This window comes from Saccharothrix sp. ALI-22-I, from assembly GCF_001984175.1.
Classification (GTDB): Bacteria; Actinomycetota; Actinomycetes; order Mycobacteriales; family Pseudonocardiaceae; genus Actinosynnema.
Window position 1 is genome coordinate 311,477 of the sequence record NZ_MTQP01000067.1, and the last position, 14,555, is coordinate 326,031.

29 protein-coding genes and 7 other RNA genes are annotated in these 14,555 nt (G+C 67.4%); all 36 read right to left on the reverse strand.

Annotated elements, in window-relative coordinates; translation table 11 throughout:
- Positions 1-29 precede the first annotated feature (29 nt).
- On the reverse strand, positions 30-407 hold the full coding sequence (locus ALI22I_RS33760) for a DUF7239 family protein (protein WP_077009607.1): 378 nt from the start codon (positions 405-407) through the stop codon (positions 30-32).
- Complete coding sequence (locus tag ALI22I_RS33765) at positions 404-844, reverse strand: hypothetical protein (RefSeq protein WP_077009608.1); 441 nt, start codon at positions 842-844, stop codon at positions 404-406. Before ALI22I_RS33765 ends, ALI22I_RS33760 begins: the two co-directional genes overlap by 4 nt.
- The gene (locus tag ALI22I_RS33770; protein WP_077009609.1) at positions 841-1,023 is read right to left on the reverse strand and encodes a hypothetical protein; all 183 of its coding nucleotides are present in this window, start codon (positions 1,021-1,023) and stop codon (positions 841-843) included. Before ALI22I_RS33770 ends, ALI22I_RS33765 begins: the two co-directional genes overlap by 4 nt.
- Complete coding sequence (locus ALI22I_RS33775; RefSeq protein WP_143532578.1) at positions 1,020-1,310, reverse strand: hypothetical protein; 291 nt, start codon at positions 1,308-1,310, stop codon at positions 1,020-1,022. Before ALI22I_RS33775 ends, ALI22I_RS33770 begins: the two co-directional genes overlap by 4 nt.
- Positions 1,307-1,492 (reverse strand): hypothetical protein, encoded by a 186-nt coding sequence (locus ALI22I_RS49845; RefSeq protein ID WP_143532579.1) that lies wholly within the window; start codon positions 1,490-1,492, stop codon positions 1,307-1,309. The genes ALI22I_RS33775 and ALI22I_RS49845 overlap by 4 nt, the downstream gene beginning before the upstream one ends.
- A 5-nt stretch (positions 1,493-1,497) precedes the next feature.
- Positions 1,498-1,764 carry a hypothetical protein gene (locus tag ALI22I_RS33780; RefSeq protein ID WP_077009611.1) on the reverse strand — a complete coding sequence of 89 codons (267 nt, stop codon included), beginning with the start codon at positions 1,762-1,764 and terminating at the stop codon, positions 1,498-1,500.
- Between the two features lie 75 nt (positions 1,765-1,839).
- Complete coding sequence (locus ALI22I_RS33785) at positions 1,840-2,262, reverse strand: hypothetical protein (RefSeq protein WP_077009612.1); 423 nt, start codon at positions 2,260-2,262, stop codon at positions 1,840-1,842.
- A gap of 32 nt (positions 2,263-2,294) precedes the next feature.
- Positions 2,295-2,990 carry a hypothetical protein gene (locus ALI22I_RS33790; protein WP_077009613.1) on the reverse strand — a complete coding sequence of 232 codons (696 nt, stop codon included), beginning with the start codon at positions 2,988-2,990 and terminating at the stop codon, positions 2,295-2,297.
- A 75-nt stretch (positions 2,991-3,065) separates the two neighbouring features.
- Positions 3,066-3,638: a dATP/dGTP diphosphohydrolase domain-containing protein gene (locus ALI22I_RS33795; protein WP_143532580.1), complete on the reverse strand. Its 573-nt coding sequence runs from the start codon at positions 3,636-3,638 to the stop codon at positions 3,066-3,068.
- Positions 3,638-3,919: a hypothetical protein gene (locus ALI22I_RS33800; protein WP_077009614.1), complete on the reverse strand. Its 282-nt coding sequence runs from the start codon at positions 3,917-3,919 to the stop codon at positions 3,638-3,640. Before ALI22I_RS33800 ends, ALI22I_RS33795 begins: the two co-directional genes overlap by 1 nt.
- 13 nt (positions 3,920-3,932) lie before the next feature.
- Positions 3,933-3,998, reverse strand: an RNA gene (locus ALI22I_RS33805) — hammerhead ribozyme type II.
- The gene (locus ALI22I_RS33810; protein WP_077009615.1) at positions 3,998-4,447 is read right to left on the reverse strand and encodes a hypothetical protein; all 450 of its coding nucleotides are present in this window, start codon (positions 4,445-4,447) and stop codon (positions 3,998-4,000) included. Before ALI22I_RS33810 ends, ALI22I_RS33805 begins: the two co-directional genes overlap by 1 nt.
- A 77-nt stretch (positions 4,448-4,524) precedes the next feature.
- Positions 4,525-4,725: a hypothetical protein gene (locus ALI22I_RS33815; RefSeq protein WP_077009616.1), complete on the reverse strand. Its 201-nt coding sequence runs from the start codon at positions 4,723-4,725 to the stop codon at positions 4,525-4,527.
- Positions 4,726-4,731: 6 nt separating this feature from the next.
- Positions 4,732-4,795, reverse strand: an RNA gene (locus ALI22I_RS33820) — hammerhead ribozyme type II.
- A gap of 3 nt (positions 4,796-4,798) precedes the next feature.
- A complete protein-coding gene (locus tag ALI22I_RS33825) occupies positions 4,799-5,158 on the reverse strand; it encodes a DUF7296 family protein (protein ID WP_077009617.1) in 360 nt (119 codons plus the stop codon).
- A 74-nt stretch (positions 5,159-5,232) separates the two neighbouring features.
- A complete protein-coding gene (locus tag ALI22I_RS33830; protein WP_077009618.1) occupies positions 5,233-5,562 on the reverse strand; it encodes a hypothetical protein in 330 nt (109 codons plus the stop codon).
- Positions 5,563-5,574: 12 nt separating this feature from the next.
- An RNA gene (locus tag ALI22I_RS33835) (hammerhead ribozyme type II) lies at positions 5,575-5,642 on the reverse strand.
- Positions 5,643-5,771: 129 nt separating this feature from the next.
- Positions 5,772-6,068: a hypothetical protein gene (locus tag ALI22I_RS33840; protein WP_077009619.1), complete on the reverse strand. Its 297-nt coding sequence runs from the start codon at positions 6,066-6,068 to the stop codon at positions 5,772-5,774.
- Positions 6,065-6,319 (reverse strand): hypothetical protein, encoded by a 255-nt coding sequence (locus ALI22I_RS33845; RefSeq protein WP_077009620.1) that lies wholly within the window; start codon positions 6,317-6,319, stop codon positions 6,065-6,067. The genes ALI22I_RS33840 and ALI22I_RS33845 overlap by 4 nt, the downstream gene beginning before the upstream one ends.
- A gap of 15 nt (positions 6,320-6,334) precedes the next feature.
- An RNA gene (locus tag ALI22I_RS33850) (hammerhead ribozyme type II) lies at positions 6,335-6,399 on the reverse strand.
- Positions 6,400-6,639, reverse strand: coding sequence for a hypothetical protein (locus ALI22I_RS33855; protein ID WP_077009621.1), 240 nt, complete (start codon positions 6,637-6,639; stop codon positions 6,400-6,402).
- 130 nt (positions 6,640-6,769) lie between these two features.
- Positions 6,770-7,363: a hypothetical protein gene (locus tag ALI22I_RS33860; RefSeq protein ID WP_077009622.1), complete on the reverse strand. Its 594-nt coding sequence runs from the start codon at positions 7,361-7,363 to the stop codon at positions 6,770-6,772.
- A gap of 79 nt (positions 7,364-7,442) precedes the next feature.
- On the reverse strand, positions 7,443-7,631 hold the full coding sequence (locus ALI22I_RS33865; protein WP_077009623.1) for a hypothetical protein: 189 nt from the start codon (positions 7,629-7,631) through the stop codon (positions 7,443-7,445).
- The gene (locus ALI22I_RS33870) at positions 7,628-7,939 is read right to left on the reverse strand and encodes a hypothetical protein (RefSeq protein ID WP_077009624.1); all 312 of its coding nucleotides are present in this window, start codon (positions 7,937-7,939) and stop codon (positions 7,628-7,630) included. The genes ALI22I_RS33865 and ALI22I_RS33870 overlap by 4 nt, the downstream gene beginning before the upstream one ends.
- Positions 7,940-7,954: 15 nt before the next feature.
- Positions 7,955-8,019, reverse strand: an RNA gene (locus ALI22I_RS33875) — hammerhead ribozyme type II.
- On the reverse strand, positions 8,019-8,927 hold the full coding sequence (locus tag ALI22I_RS33880; RefSeq protein ID WP_077009625.1) for a hypothetical protein: 909 nt from the start codon (positions 8,925-8,927) through the stop codon (positions 8,019-8,021). Before ALI22I_RS33880 ends, ALI22I_RS33875 begins: the two co-directional genes overlap by 1 nt.
- A gap of 75 nt (positions 8,928-9,002) precedes the next feature.
- Positions 9,003-9,251, reverse strand: coding sequence for a hypothetical protein (locus ALI22I_RS33885; RefSeq protein ID WP_143532581.1), 249 nt, complete (start codon positions 9,249-9,251; stop codon positions 9,003-9,005).
- Positions 9,252-9,264: 13 nt separating this feature from the next.
- Positions 9,265-9,331, reverse strand: an RNA gene (locus ALI22I_RS33890) — hammerhead ribozyme type II.
- Positions 9,332-9,335: 4 nt separating this feature from the next.
- Entirely contained in the window at positions 9,336-9,524 is a 189-nt protein-coding gene (locus ALI22I_RS49850) for a hypothetical protein (RefSeq protein WP_143532582.1), read from the reverse strand.
- A gap of 85 nt (positions 9,525-9,609) precedes the next feature.
- Entirely contained in the window at positions 9,610-10,212 is a 603-nt protein-coding gene (locus ALI22I_RS33895; RefSeq protein ID WP_143532583.1) for a hypothetical protein, read from the reverse strand.
- A gap of 71 nt (positions 10,213-10,283) precedes the next feature.
- Positions 10,284-10,859 carry a hypothetical protein gene (locus tag ALI22I_RS33900; protein ID WP_143532584.1) on the reverse strand — a complete coding sequence of 192 codons (576 nt, stop codon included), beginning with the start codon at positions 10,857-10,859 and terminating at the stop codon, positions 10,284-10,286.
- A gap of 76 nt (positions 10,860-10,935) precedes the next feature.
- Complete coding sequence (locus tag ALI22I_RS33905) at positions 10,936-11,142, reverse strand: hypothetical protein (RefSeq protein WP_143532585.1); 207 nt, start codon at positions 11,140-11,142, stop codon at positions 10,936-10,938.
- Between the two features lie 5 nt (positions 11,143-11,147).
- Entirely contained in the window at positions 11,148-11,549 is a 402-nt protein-coding gene (locus ALI22I_RS33910; protein WP_077009630.1) for a hypothetical protein, read from the reverse strand.
- A 13-nt stretch (positions 11,550-11,562) separates the two neighbouring features.
- Positions 11,563-11,629, reverse strand: an RNA gene (locus ALI22I_RS33915) — hammerhead ribozyme type II.
- Positions 11,630-11,634: 5 nt separating this feature from the next.
- On the reverse strand, positions 11,635-12,393 hold the full coding sequence (locus ALI22I_RS33920) for a hypothetical protein (RefSeq protein ID WP_077009631.1): 759 nt from the start codon (positions 12,391-12,393) through the stop codon (positions 11,635-11,637).
- Between the two features lie 84 nt (positions 12,394-12,477).
- On the reverse strand, positions 12,478-13,095 hold the full coding sequence (locus ALI22I_RS33925) for a hypothetical protein (RefSeq protein WP_077009632.1): 618 nt from the start codon (positions 13,093-13,095) through the stop codon (positions 12,478-12,480).
- Positions 13,096-14,555: the final 1,460 nt, after the last annotated feature.

Genomic DNA, 14,555 nt, shown 5'->3' on the forward strand with positions numbered 1-14,555 from the left:
ACTGGAGCGCCCCGCCTTCGTTCAGCGCCTCACAGACTGGAGACGATCTTCGCCACGTTCGACGACTGCGGGAGGATCGCGAGGTGCCAGGGCGCCATCACTCGCACCTCGTCGAACTCCACCCAGACGTCGATGTGGCCGCCGTCCGGCGCGTTCGGCCGGAACCTGACCCGTTGCCCCTTACCGAGGCCGATCGGCACGTCGGCGTAGGGGTTCAGCACCGCGTCCGACTCCTCGGGCCGGGTGGTGAGTCGGGCCTCGTCCGCGCGCTGGTCGGCCGCAAGGACGTCGAACGCGGCGTTGCGGACCGCGCGCCGGAGGCGCTCCATCCGATCGCGAGCCCAGCGCGGGAGCTTCTCCTCTCGCGAGTCGGCCTCGATCAGCTCTGCGAGCCTGGCGTCGATCACGCCTCGAATGCCCGCGCCTGGCGCAGGCTGCGCAGCAGCTCGGCGTCGCCGTCGTGCTCGGCCAGGCGCTCGTAGGCGGTCACGTGCACGACCATCTCGCCTGCGCCCTTGGCGATCCCGTCGTGCAGCACCTCCAGGAGCCGGTCGAAGCCCTGGATGCGCATCGCACCGTCCGTGTAGTACGCCCGGCGGAAGCGGCGCCCGATCAACTGCCGCGTCAGCGGTGATGCGGCGGCGTAGACCTGCTGGTGCCGGAACTGCTGGAAGTCGAGACGCTCCTCGCGGAAGCCGACGATCAGGATGTCGGCCTCGTGGGCGAGCTCGGGTGCCTTGCGGGTGACAGGGGCACTGGCGTTGGTCACGGAGAGGGGCCGTCCTTCGGTGGTGGTGGAAGGCCAGACGGTCTGGCCTGGGCGGAAGTGCAGGGACTCGGTCACCGGGCGCGCTCCTCGGCGGCCTGGAGCTCGATCTCGTCGGCAACGTCGCGGAGCATGGAGACGAGCGCGGCGTCAGAGTCGGCCGCCAGGTTGCGGCGGTCGAAGTAGCCGACCGTCTGGCCGGGCAGGTCGCCGACCTTGATGAAGAAGGGCACGCGGCGGTGGGGCGGAATGCTCACCAGCCGCGCTCGCGGAAGTCGATGCGCTCACCGAGTGGGCTGGGCGCGAAGCCGTCCGGCGGGAGGCCGCGGAGCATGGCGTTCTGGCGCCGCATCGCGTCCACCGCGTTGACGACCCGGCGCATGTTCAGCGGGGACCAAGTGTGGTCGATCATGTCCTTGGCGAGGTCCACGCCGACCAGACGGCCGATCTCCATCACCAGGGCGCGGGCTTCACCACCGCGGGCGTTCTCCTCGTAGACGGCGTGCTCGACCGCGCGCAGCGCCCGCTGGAGCTCGGCGCTCACGCGGCCACCCGGCACTCGGCCTCGTGGTCGGCCAGCACGCGCCTGGAGCTCTCGACCTTGTCCTTGGCGGTGGCCACGAACCCGAGGTTGCGGGCCGTCTCGTTGCGCGCGGCTCGGCGCGCGACGCGGCCGAGGTTGGCGCGCTCCATGCTGAGCGAGGCGCGGTGTCGCGTACAGGTCATGCAGCTCACGCGGCCACCCCCGACCAGCGCGCAGCGCGGGCGTTGTGCGCCCGGCGCGACAGCTCGGTCAGGTGGAGCAGGCCCGCGGGGCACTCGTAGACGCGGTTCTCCCGCTTCATGCCGCGCCGCGAGCCGGGGGTGTTCTGGTCGGCCCAGCGTTCACGACGGGCGCGGGCGCGGCCGAGAGCCTTCTCGGCGTCGTGGTCGTCCAGGAACCCGCGCTTCTGGCAGGTGTCGCACCACTCGTACGGAACCGTCTTGGTGTTGCTCACAAGGTCACATCCATTGGGTCGTGCACTCAGGCCGTCTCGGGAACGGCCTGAGCGGGGGACTACGTCGGGAGGGGGCTACTTCACGTCTTGCTTGCAGGCGCAGCCGCGGACCGCACATCGACCGCCGAAGGTGGGGTGCTCGTGCGCTCCGTGGGGGTGGTTGCAGGTCGCGCAGCGTTCGCTCGGCGCGATCTGGTTCTTGCCCAGCCGGGCCAGGAACGCGCCCGTGCTGCACAACTTCAGCGACATGGCCTCGCCGCCGAGCTTCGCCTTGTTGGCGAACTTGACGACTTCGGCGTCCGAGGTGAACGGGCCCCAGGCGATCTGGAGCTGGCCGGGGCCGAAGCGGTGCACGAAGGCGTAGAACTCGCGGTCGGCGAACAGCTCGGCGACGCGCTTGATCACGTCCTTGGCGAGCGCCTCGGCCGAGTCGTAGCCGTCGCTCTCCAGGAGCTGAACGACGGCCGCGACCTCGTTCTTGCGGGGGGTGATCTTCACGAGATGAACCGGCAACCTCTCAGGTTACACACTCAGCCCTGCGAAACGGGCGGGACGTAGACGACAAGGAGCCCCTCGGCGATCTCTTCAGCCGCTTCGATGGTGTAGGTGCCGGACCAGCCGGGCTGCAACCAGCGCCCCGTCCCGTCCTTAACGAAGACCTGCCCGCTGACCTCGTTCACGATCACCGCGCCGGGACGCAGGGCCGTCAGGTCGGCAAAGTCGAGCACCTTCCGGTAGGTGGGCGCGTCGGTCAGCACCACCAACTCCTTCGCCCGGAAGGGGAAGACGATGGACGAGCCGTCGAGCTTCACGTACACGAAGCCGAACTCGATCTCCCGCACCGTGCCCGTGGTGCCCCGCGGCGCAGTGCCGGGGGTCGCGTCGGACATCACGCGGACGCGGTCGCCCACGGCGATCGAGGGGGCGTACTCGGCGGGCGCGGCCTGGATCTTGACCGGGTCCAAGAAGACCGTGCCGCCGGTCTCGGTCCGGGCGAAGTAGTGCTTGCCCCCGTCCGACACAGGGTCGTCCGCCAGCTCGATGATCGTGAAGACCTGGGCGTGTGGGTGGTCGCGCAGCACGACCTCGTCCCCGGCCTCGAAGACCGGGAGGACGTCCTGCCTGGGCCCGGTGGTCGGATCGCCGTCGATCGTCACCGAGCCGAGGGTCCCGACCATCACGACCGCGCCCCCCGTCTGACCACTCAGGTTGTTCTCAACGTACACTGTGGACTCCTTCGCTCCGTTGTCTCTCAGGTTACACACTGCGTACTGGGTGTGCAAGCTGGGATACGTGAAAAATCAGGCCGATCGCTTGGGCGAGTCGAACCGGTCATCGGTGCCGATGTCCCGGAGCTGGAACGACAGCATCGCCAGGCAGTGCCAGGCGGCGTGCGCCAGGTGCGGCAGGCCGCTTTCCGGGTCGAGCTCCTCGCCCGCCCAGAACGCCAACAGGTGCCGCTGGCAGGCGTCAAAGCTCAGGCTCCAGGCGTAGCCGCGCAAGTAGTTGTGCTGGTCGTACTTCGCGGCACCGAAGCCGGACGCCTCGGCCAGCACGAGCAGGGCCTTGGGATCGAGGCTGCCCAGCGAGGCCAGCTTCTTGCCCTTCGCCCCGCCGGTCTCCGACACGACGCGGACCTCCTCGCCGCGCTTGAGCGGCGCGGCGGCCTCCGGCAGTCGCAGGCGCACGCGCTCGATCCGCGGGGACGCCTCTCGGCCGCTCTCCAGCAAGATGTTCACGCGCCAGCGGTCGTCGTCGTCGCGCCACATCACCGGACCCGAGGCGGGGACCGTGCCACGCACGTGACCGAAGTTGCCCGCGAAGACCTCGACGTCGTCACCAGCCCCGAAGGGGAGGGAGGGGCTCTTGGTCATCAGGCGGCCCGCAGCTCGCGCAGCTCGATGTACGGCGCCCACTCGGGGTGCCGCGACACCAGCTCGCGGGCGTAACGGGAGGTGTAGATGTCGTTCAGAGCGAACGTGCCAGGGGCAACGGCCTTGCTCCGCTCCCACCTCATACGCTCCCAGAGCATCTTCACTCCAAGCTTGCGCTTGCCTGCCTCGAACCACTCGACGGCCAACCGTTCCAGGGTTTCGAGCACCTCTGGGTTGTCCAGGTGGAACTGCTCGAACCTCTGCTGGATCGTCTGCTGCACTAGGCGCTCCTCCTCATGGCAGGCTCATCAGCGGTGGGATGCCAGCCCACCGGACCGTCCGCGCGGGACGGTTTCGCCTCAGCTCTGCGGCTTGGACTCGTTGTAGTAGCGGGCCCAGAAGTTGGTGATCGTCGCGTCGATCACCAGGTGTGGCACCTCGACGATGCGCGCAACGAGGCCGCGCACCAGCGCCGCGTCGCCCGCCTCGCGTGCCAGGCGTGCGAAGTCCTGGTACGCACGTTCCTTGCGTGCCAGCAAGGGCGCCGCTCGCTCGTGCAGCTCCCCGTGGGACAGCGCAACCACATGGCGCACATAGGCACTCATCGCCCCGTCGTTCACCAGGCGCAGGTCCCACACCACCTGCGGAATGGCCGGGATCAGGACGCTGATCGCGTCGATGCACCCGTTGCACCGGTTGCGGTCGTTGCCCGCGTGGTAGATCGAAGACCCCATCGCGTTGGTCTCTGGGCAGCCCGGCGTGTAGCACAGGCCGCCGAAGTTGCCCCTTACCCCAGCGGTCGCGGTCATCTTGCTCCCCTCGTTTTGGCAGGCTCATCAGCGCAGGGATGCCAGCTCTGCGGACGCCTCACGGCGTTTCGCCTTGCTCAGGACCCGTCGAGGCCCTTGAACTCGGCCAGGGCCTGCACTCGCGCCTCGTCCGCGTCGTCGGCCTCGACACCGAAGAACCAGCCCCTGTCGTGCTGGTCAACGATGTTGACCTGGCCGCGCGTCACGGCCGCGACCGTGAGGTCTTCGCCGTCCTCGCTGGTCACTCCGATCACCGTGTAGAAGTCCATCTCGCTCACTCCTCCTCTTGGCAGGCATCATCAGCACGGACACGCCAGGTCCGTGAACCCCCGAGAGGGGGTTTCGCCTTGGTCAGGCGGTGGGGCCGGGGTCCGCGTAGCCCGCAATAACCCCGTTCGCGTGGTGCACGTAGACGTGCGGCCCCTCCAACTCCAGGTAGCCCACCTCCGGGACGAGCTCCTCGGCCGGAGTGCTCCCGTCCTCGACGGTCGGCACGTCGTAGCCGCCGCAGCCGTCGAAGTCCTCCGCCAACTGCCACCGCTCACCGCAGCAGGTGTCCGCGTCGTCGAAGTTCAAGCCGATCTCGCTGGCCCGGCGGTTGGCCTCCTCGGCGGAGGTTGCCTCGATCACCACGTGCTTCGTGATCCCGCGGGCCCGGTCGAACACGAACCGACCGCCCGTGTTGGTCTGCCGGAACTCGTAGAACTTCATGGGTCACTCCCTCTTGGCAGGCTCCTCAGCACGGACATGCCAGGTCCGTGGACCCCGCCAGGGGGTTTCGCCGGTTACCGCTCCACCTCGCTCAGGTCGAGGAAGTGGCGAATGCCGAGCGGTCGCGTGACGCGGCGCCACTCGGTGCCGTAGTGCTCCCTGGCGTGCCGGTCGCACAGCGCGACGTTGTCCGAGCTGCCCTCCAGGCACGTCCCTCGTGCGTCGCAGTAATCGCAGATCGGCCGGACCTTTACCGACTCCACGAACGCGGCGTCCGACCACTGCCCTTCCGCGTGGCAGACCAGCACCTTGGCGTCGGTGGAGCTGAACGCCAGCGTGTGGACCGTCGCGGACTCCTTGCCACGCCTCAGCGTGACGGCGTACTCCCTGACCAAAATGCTCATGGGTGACCTCTCGCTCGGCAGGCATCCTCAGCACGGGAATGCCAATCCCGTGGACCGCCTCCGGGGAGGCGGTTTCGCCGGTCTTAACGGGTGCCACTGGTACTGGCGCACAGGCAGCACAGGGCCGGCCCTCCTTTCCGTCCACAGCAGACTCATCGGCGGCGGGATGCCAGCCCGCCGGACCCCGCGAGGGGGTTTCGTCGTACGCCTCAGTCGGCGGCGTTGATGCGCGTGGTCACCCGCTCCTGGAAGCTCGCCCATGCGCGGTGCAGGTTGTCTCGCGTCGAGACGCTGTCGAAGTAGCGGCCCCAGGACCACTCCCGTGGGGCGTGTTCGAACACCGACACCACGCCGGTCGCGTACTCCAGCCCCAAATCCCCGGACCTGGCCAGCAGGAGCACGCGCTCGCCGGAGCCGCCCAGGAAGTCGAAGTGCGCGACCACTCGGTAGGACCCGACCCGCTCGGGTACGGGCGCCGCCTTGGCAACCTCGGTCGTGGCGCTCACGGGCTCACCCGGCCAGGCAGCACGCGCTTACGCACGCCGGTCGGCTCGCCGTTCTCGTCGAAGTGCACGAGGATCACCACGTGGGGGTTGTCGGAGTCCACGAAGCCGCAGTCCCGGTTGCCCATCAGGTGGCACTTCCAGCCGGGGTCGTCCTCCTGGAGCGTGCGCTCCGGGATCGCCACCAGGCTCGCCACAGCTAGGCTCGCCGCGAAGGCGAGCGCCGGGATTCTCCACAGCAGCCACTTGCGCACGGCCGCTCTCCTTCCGTTGGGCAGGCTCGTCAGCCGAGGGATGCCAGCCCTCGGGACCACCGCACGGGGTGGTTTCGCCGTCAGTGCTCGTCCATGAAGTCGGTGAACAGGCGCCGCGCCTCCCGGAGCAGGGCGAGGTACCCGTCTCTGGTCAACTTCGGGTCGTCCTCCGCGCCGCAGTAGTTCGCCCAGGGCTCGGCCCTGCCAGCGGCCACCTCTCGCTCCAGCAGCTCGACCGCGTCGCAAACCACGTGTCCGAGGTCGATGGCGAGCGTCGGCGTCGTGGTCGCGGGGAGGTTCCCCCGCTTCTCGATCTCCATCTGTCTGTCCCTTGCTCTCGGCAGGCTCATCAGCCGAGGGATGCCAGCCCTCGGGACCGCCCCCGCGGACAGCGGGGCACGGTTTCGCCGGTTCATCTGAAGAACCACTGGTCCTGGCGGATGGGGGGCATCAGTGCCTGATCTCCCCGAAGCACGCGATCTGTGTGACCACGTCGCCCGACACGGGGTCGAGAGCGGCCGTCTCGATGCCGTGCTCGCCTCTGGTCTCCCACGCCCAGTGGAAGCGCTCCCCGGTGCGCCGGTAGGTGAGCGTCTGGCCGTGCTCGGCCAGCGCCAGGAAGGCGAATCGGATGTCGTCGCGGCTCAGGTGGAACACGACTCCTGTGTCCCTCTCCACGATCGTGAAGCTGGCCCACTCCGGGGTTTGGTCGTCCGGCCCGAGCAGCTCCGCGCCGTTCGGCGTGGCCCAGTAGCCGATCCCCGTGTCGGCTTGCTCCATGAGCTCGTCCACGTTCTCGTCGGTGATGACGCTCCGGTCCTGGGCGGCGACCCACCCACTGATCGTCTGGACCTTCAGGTCGTAGACCTGGGCGCCGGACTCCCGCGCGAAGCCACCGTCGCCCCGCACGAACACCTTGGCGAAGCCGTTGTGCTCGGTTCCCCTGGTAACGCTGACGAAGGTCGCTACCTCGCCACGGAAGTTGACGATCTCGTCCCCCTCGTTGACCTGCTTGCCGTTCTTGTCCGTCACGCGGTACGGCATCTCGTTCTCCCCTCGTTCGGCAGGCTCGTCAGCCGGGGGATGCCAGCCCCCAGAACCACCGCGCAGGTGGTTTCGCCGGTCAGCACCAGTAGTTCTCGCCGTCGTCGGCCGCGTCCGAGTGCAGGGCGCAGTAGCCGTCCCAGCCCTGACCGTCGTTCGCGTCCCCGTCGCAGTCGTCGGCCCGGCACGGCTCGTAGCCCTCGGTGTAATCGGGGCCCTCGTCCTCGTGGTCGTCGAGCTCGTCCGTCTCCACGGCCGGGGCGGTCATGCCTGCACGCCCTCGTGCTGCGAGGGCTCGCCGCCGTCGAACGCCTCGTTTCTGGCGTCCTCCCTGGTGCGGCTGTGGTCGTACTCGTCTTCGTCGTCCTCCTGGCCGCGCATCTCGGCGACCGCGTAGGACTCGGCACACTCCGCGTCCTCGGCCTGCACGCTGGTAGCCCAGCGCGAGAATCCGTCTGACCCCCATTCGGAGTCCGCCATCATGTGTTCGCCTTCGACCACTCCCGCGACCAGCGGCTTGTCGTCGATCCACAGGCCGATCACGGTGAAGGTGGGCAGCTCGACCGTCGTGGTCATCGTTCGTTCCCCTCTCGTTGGCAGGCTCATCAGCGCAGGGATGCCAGCCCTACGGACCCGGTGCCAGCCGGGTTTCGCCTTATCTGGGCTCGGGCTTCCGCTCGTGGGTGTCGAGCGCCCGGAGCAGGGAGATCAGTGCCGCGTTCCAGCCCAGGCCCCACAGGGAGGTCGGCTCTCGCAGCAGCGTCTTGCGCAACGTCGCGGTCAGGCTCGCGGCATCGACCGCGCGCAGCTCCTCGACCACGGTCATGACGACCTCGCCGACCAACGTGGAGACGTCCCAGTCGGGGTCCTTGGCGCGCGTCGCCGCGACGACGTTCTTCAGGTGCGCGGGACCGGCGACGACCGCCGTCCACACCTCGTCGGGAACCTGCGCCACGCGCGGGCTCGGGGCGTCGTCCTCGGACTCCTCGGACTCCTGGCCGTCCTCGCCCTTCAGGGCGTCAAGGGCCCGCTGCCCTTCCTCCTGGGCGTACTTCTCGTCGTAGAAGCCCCAGCAGGACTCCACTTCCTCCCAGGAGTCGCGCACGTCATCGGTGTCCGCACTGAGCCACACGGCCTGGCGCTCGATCACGTAGCCGACTGCTTCGCCGCGCGCCCACGTGCGGTACTCGGCGCGCTCGGCCTCCAGCATCTTCAGCCCGTATGCCTCGCGCCCTTCCGGCGCGTAGGCCAGGTTCAGGGCGTCGGGCATCGCGTACCAGATGGCGCGGGAGCCGTCCGGGGACGGGTATTCGAGCAGCACGGCCGCGCCGTGGATCACCCGTGCGTAGCGCTCGAAGATCCGCATCGCCGTGCTCGTGTCGTGGCGGTTGTCCAGCTCTCGCCACTGGTCGGCCAGCGGGCCGAAGTCGTCGTCGATCGGGATGTACTCGCGCAGATCGACCGTGATCACGTTCGCGGTCTGCTCGAACATCTTGCGCGGGTTCTCGGCGTCCTCGTCCGGTTCGATCCGCATCCGGTAGGTCGGAACCAGGGTGCTCGTCATGGGTCCCCCTTGCTCATGGCAGGCTCGTCAGCGGTGGGATGCCAGCCCACCGGACCCCTCTCGGGGTTTCGCCAGCTACGCCACGTAGGCGTGCGCGACCTTCAGGAAGTCGCCGTAGGTTCTCGGCGTGGCCTCCAGAAAGCGGCTCGGGTCCACGACGGCCATCGACGACCACCGGTCACGGCCCGGTGCCTTCATGCCGAACATCAGGCCCGTCGTGCCGCGCACGTTCACGAGCTGGAACCGACACCCGTTCTCACCCGCGCTCCACTCCACGCCGAAGGCGGCCGGGTTGCTGACGTTGGCGAACTTCACTTCGCTCATGGCTGTCCCTTGCTCTTGGCAGGCATCATCAGCCGAGGGATGCCAGCCCTCGGGACCGTCCACACCGGACGGTTTCGCCGGACATCAGGGGTTCTCGACGCACACCCGGTACGTGGTGCCGTCCGGCGTGGCGGACCGGTACTCGCCAGCGCACATGACGCCGCTGACCGTGTCGGGCGAGACGGCTGCGACAAGGAAGACCATTCCGACCGCCGCAGCGACGGAGATCATCCAGACGATCACGAACACCGACAGGGCACGCCGAACTGTCACGGGAACTCCTCGGTGAATGGCGGGCTCATCAGCACGGGAATGCCAATCCCGTGGACGGGAGACCTCTCCCGTTTCGCCGTGGCGGTTACTTGGCGACGTACTTGCACCGGACCCGCACGCCGTGGTGCAGTCCCTTGCACTTGATCTCCCCCAGGGTTCGGCCTGGAACCAGCAGCTTCTTTCGGGAGATCGCCTCCAGGTCGTCGATTTCCCCCTTCCCCAGCGCCTCGTAGTGCTGGCGGTTCTCCGCGCTCACCACCGGGACACCGGGGAATGCCTGGGCCCACATGCGGAAGTAGAGGCCCATCGCGGGCATTTGCAGGGGGGCGATCGTGCTCATGTAGGAGCACAGGCAGCACACCTCTGCTGCCGTGCCGGGCCGCGTGTCGGCACCACTGACCACGCGCTTGAGCAGCTCCCGGCAATGTCCCCTGTAGACCAGCTCCACAGCCATGCGTGGGTTGTCCGTCTTCAGCAAGGGGAAGCTGTGGTAGAGCTCGTTCGCCTTGGACGGACTTCGACGAATCGCGCGCCGGATCTCGTCTTCCGCCCACTCCAGTTGGTTGAAGGCGGTGTCCAGCACCTTGACCGTGTCGTAGCCCAAGAGCTGGACGATGGCTGGGGTGTCGATCATTTTGGGCATGTGAAAGCCACCCGTCATTTCTCGAATTGGCAGGCTCATCAGCACGGGAATGCCAATCCCGTGGACGGGAGTCGCCTCCCGTTTCGCCAACCGGCTGTGTGGGGGCGACTCGACGGTCAGAGCTGACCGATCGCCTTTGCCAGGAGGACCGCCAACTCGGGCGTGGTCTCGATCTTGAACTTGACCGAGCCGTACCGGGGGTCTACCGAAACCCGCGTGTGACCGTTCCAGCCACCGAGGGTCACCTCGTGGTCCCGCTCGCTCACCTTGGCGTCCTGGCCCATCGCGGCGCGGATCTCCTCCGCCAGCGCCGCAATGCGGGCCTCGTTCTCCTCGTGCGCCCGCTTGCGCTTCTGCGCCTCCGCGAACACCGGAGCCGCGACGGGCAGGAGTCGGCGCGTGATGTCGCCCGCGACCTGCTTGGGCGTCTTCTTGATCGAGACGTTGATGTCGCCCGTGCTCGCGTCGTAGGGCTTGAAGTGGTGCAGCTCCCCCAGCGCGCCGGAGATCGACATGTGGGTCTTGCTGGTGTAGTGGTTCTGCGCCATGTGCAGGCGCACGCCGTCCGGGCCGTCCAGGTAGGCGTCCTGCGCGTGGGACCAGTGCCCCTCGGACGCGCTCCACCCGTCGCCCAGCTCCACGGCTACGTCCTTCGCGATTGCGAACACGTCAACCCGCGTTTCGGTCATCATCAAGATCACTCCTAGATGGCAGGCATCATCAGCACGGACACGCCAGGTCCGTGGACCCCCGCAGGGGTTTCGCCAGTTACGCGGCTTCCAGCTCGGTTCTGACCATGAAGTTCTGCGCCGACTCCATGTCCGGGAACTCGAAGACGTCCGGGGGCAACCCGTCTTCCAGTGCCGTGATCACCACGTACGTGTCGTGGCTGGTGTCGCGCTCGTGGATCGAGACGATGCGCCCGTCCGGCAGCTCGACCCAGTCACAGCGCCCCAGCTCCGTGCCCTCGTCCACGCCGCTCACCCCTCGTGCCGGTCGTGGACGCGGACCGCGAACCCACCGGGGAGCAGCGCGTCGAACCGAGAGTCCGACGAGTCCGCGAAGTTCCCCCCGTGCATCCACCAGCGCCCATCCGGCTGCCAGGTCTCCTGGTCGGCTGGGATGATGTAGCGGTCGTTCGGGCCGTGTCGCCCGATCACCAGGTAGACGGCCGGACGGTCCTCGGACGGCGCGGAAACCTGGCTCCCCTTGTCCAGTGGACTCACCGTGGGCTTCACGCCAGGGGCGTAGATGTTCAGGTAGCTCACGGTGCCGATCAGCACGCACTCGTCGTGCCGTGCGGAGATTCCGCCCAGGGTGTAGTCCCCACCCCGTGCGAGCCGGTAGAAGTCCAGCCTGAGGCCCTTGGGCTTCTCGCTCATGAAGATCCCTTCGTCATGGCAGGCTTCATCAGCACGGGAATGCCAATCCCGTGGACCGTCGCGAATGGACGGTTTCGCCGAATGATCAGGAGGCAAGCGGGAGCGCGAACTGGTCCGGGTCCACGTACGGAGCCCGCCAGGCGTCGCGGATGGTCTCGATCACGTGCTCCACGGCCTCGTCGTGGCCGTTGTTCGTGATCTCCGTCGCGCCCTGGAACTCCCAGTCGTTGCCCTCGAACTCGAAGTAGAGGGACTTGATCTCCTCGTCGCTGAACCCGAGGTCGTCCGAGTTGTAGTCGGTGAGGTCTTCCAGCGCGGAGGACAGCTCACGGGCGTAGTAGTTGACCCAGGTGTCCTCGATCACCGCTTGGCGGTGGTCCTCCAGGACGTCGTCGTCAAGGCACACCACGTCGCCCTGGGTCAGTGCCTCGACCACCTCGACCAGGGTCTTCAGCCGCTCGATGCCGACGTCGATCGTGTCGTCGGTGATGACCGGGAGCTCTCCGAGCTGGACCCAGGCGGCCTGCCACCCGTGCGACCCACCTCTGGTGTTTAGGCCGTACTGGTCCTCCAGGACCGCCACGTTCGCGGCGTCGTACTCGTCGCCGTTGTAGTCCGAGTATTCGGCGACGGTCACGGTCACGGCCGGGTAGTCGTACGTCTCCGCGCCGTCGCTCATGACGAGCTGGTAGAGCCACTCCGGCTCGATCTTGTCGAGCCCACGGCCGTATCTGTCCTCGGACAGGCCAACCCGGTGGCAGCTCAGCAGGCGCTCCCACAGCTCCACGACCTGGGCGTACTGGTCCGGGGAGTAGGCGTGGTAAATCCGAATCTCAGCGCTCATGATTCCCCTTGGGGCGAAGGGCAGGGCATCGTCAGCGCGGGGATGCCAGCCCCGCGGACAGGGGTCTCCCCCTGTTTCGCCCGGTCAGTTCTCGCGGTCCTCGCGGGCCCACTTCAGGCGGGCGTCGTAGATCAGCTCGGAGATGTCGCACTCGTGCGTCATGGCGTCTTCGATCAGCGCTTCCGCACGGTCCAGTCGCCCTTCGGTCAGAGCGAGGGCGGACTTCAGTAGCGCGGCCCGGACGTGGGCGTGGGGAGACAGCTCTCCCCGGTCGTCCGTGAGGTAGTAGTCCCCGACCAGCTCGACGTCGGACTTGTCGAGCGTGAGCAGGGTGCCGATCAGGGAGTCGGCCATCTGGAGGTGCTGCTCCAGCGCATCGTTGGCCCACTTGTCCCGCATGACGCGGAGGTTGAAGGCCACATCCTCGCCGTTGTCGATCAGCGAGTCGTAGAGCTCCTCGGCGCGCTCCGAGGAGCCGACCAGTCCCGTCAGGGACAGGCGCAGCGCCTGCTGGACCAGGGCCCACGGCTTCGCCGCGTAGAAGCCCTCGGACTCCACGACATGGGTGTTGTCGTTCTCGTAGAACCCAGGCAGTGCCCCGCCCGACATGTTGAACTCGTAGAGCAGCTCACGCAGTCGGTCCGCCAAGCGGATGTGCGTCGCCTCCGCAGCGGCGGAAGGGGTCGCGGTGGTGGTGCTCATGGATACCTCATCTCTCAGGTTACACACTCGGTCCGGAAAAAAGACCCACCGCTCCGATGGGTCTCCGACCTTGCGCCCGCCGCCGCTTCCGAGGCACGCCGTCCGATTTCGACGGTAACGACAGGCTAATCTCAGGTTACACACCTGGGACTAAGAATTCGGCAGCATCGTTCCTGCCTGGGCTCCGCACGTGATGGTCTTCCACGCGCTTCCCAGGGGTATCGGCTGGCCCTTCCACGTGCCACCCGCAAGGGTGGCTATCGGGCTGCCCGTATGCGATGCCGCATGTCCGGTTACTCGCTATTTAGTTCAGAAAGAACAAGCCTTTAGCGGCTAGCCGAGGGACGCTCCGGACTTAGCGGCCATTTCTGGCGACCAGTATCCGGTCCCTCTCTTTCGTGCTGTGTCAAACCTTAGCAGGCCCGACTCGAATTCTCAACTTACACACTTGGTAGCGCTTGTCTGGCTTTCGTTGCCTCAGTGCTGGTGCCTCACCGTTCGGACCGTTCCGCATGTCTTCCCAGGTCAGCCGGTCAACCTAACCCCCGCCCGTTGCGGAGTGATCCAACCGACTTCACAACGGTTGCCCGTTGCGCTGGTCTAACTCGCGTCCCGTTCGCTCCCGTTGTGGCGGTCGCTTTCGGCGTTGGTGCAACCTTAGCAAGTGACTGCCAGGTGTGCAAGTTGAGAATTCAGTTCTTAAGGACCATGCGCCGGAACTTCGTTCCCCCTGGTGGGGGGCCTTCGTTCTGACACGGCAAACATTACTCAGGTTGCACACCTGAGTCAAATCCGGACCATTTGCGCTGGTCGGACACGGTTTTACCCCCATAGAGAGACATCTCAAGTTACCCAAACAGGCACGGCCACAGAGGGCCCTAGCGTGGCCGTAGAGGCGATTTTTCGACGGTCCGGTACCTCTACCCACCCCCATTCACGACAGGGCCTCTGAGACGTTTCCGCTGGTAGAGGCAGCCGTATAACGGCGTTTCTATGGGTTCAAGATCCACATAGGCAGGGCCTGTCACACGCGCCCGGCGCTGCCCTCCCACTTGCTGTGACCTGGCTCACGCTGTGGCCTGTGCCTGCCCTGCCTTCCGCGCGCTGGTCGGTGCTCGCTGGTCGCTGCCTGCCTCGCTGGTGGCTTCGCTCCGCGATGAAAGGGAACCGCGCGAACGGGCGCGCGACCGTACACCATGCCGAGCGCCTTTCTACCCCCTGGGGGTATGACCCCTTGCGAGCCAGGAGCGGTACCGCCATGTCTTAGCGGCTGAGATCCCGCCACAGTTCCAGGGTCGCTCGCAAGCTTGAGAGCGGAGGCCACTCACCGTGTCGCCGCAGCTCAGCGCGGATCAGCGGAGGCTTACGCCTCGCGCGGCGGCGAGCAGAATCTCGCCGTTTCGCTCGATGGGGGCCTGCGGCCCACGGCGGCAGAAGGGAGCCTCCACACGGGCCTCTGC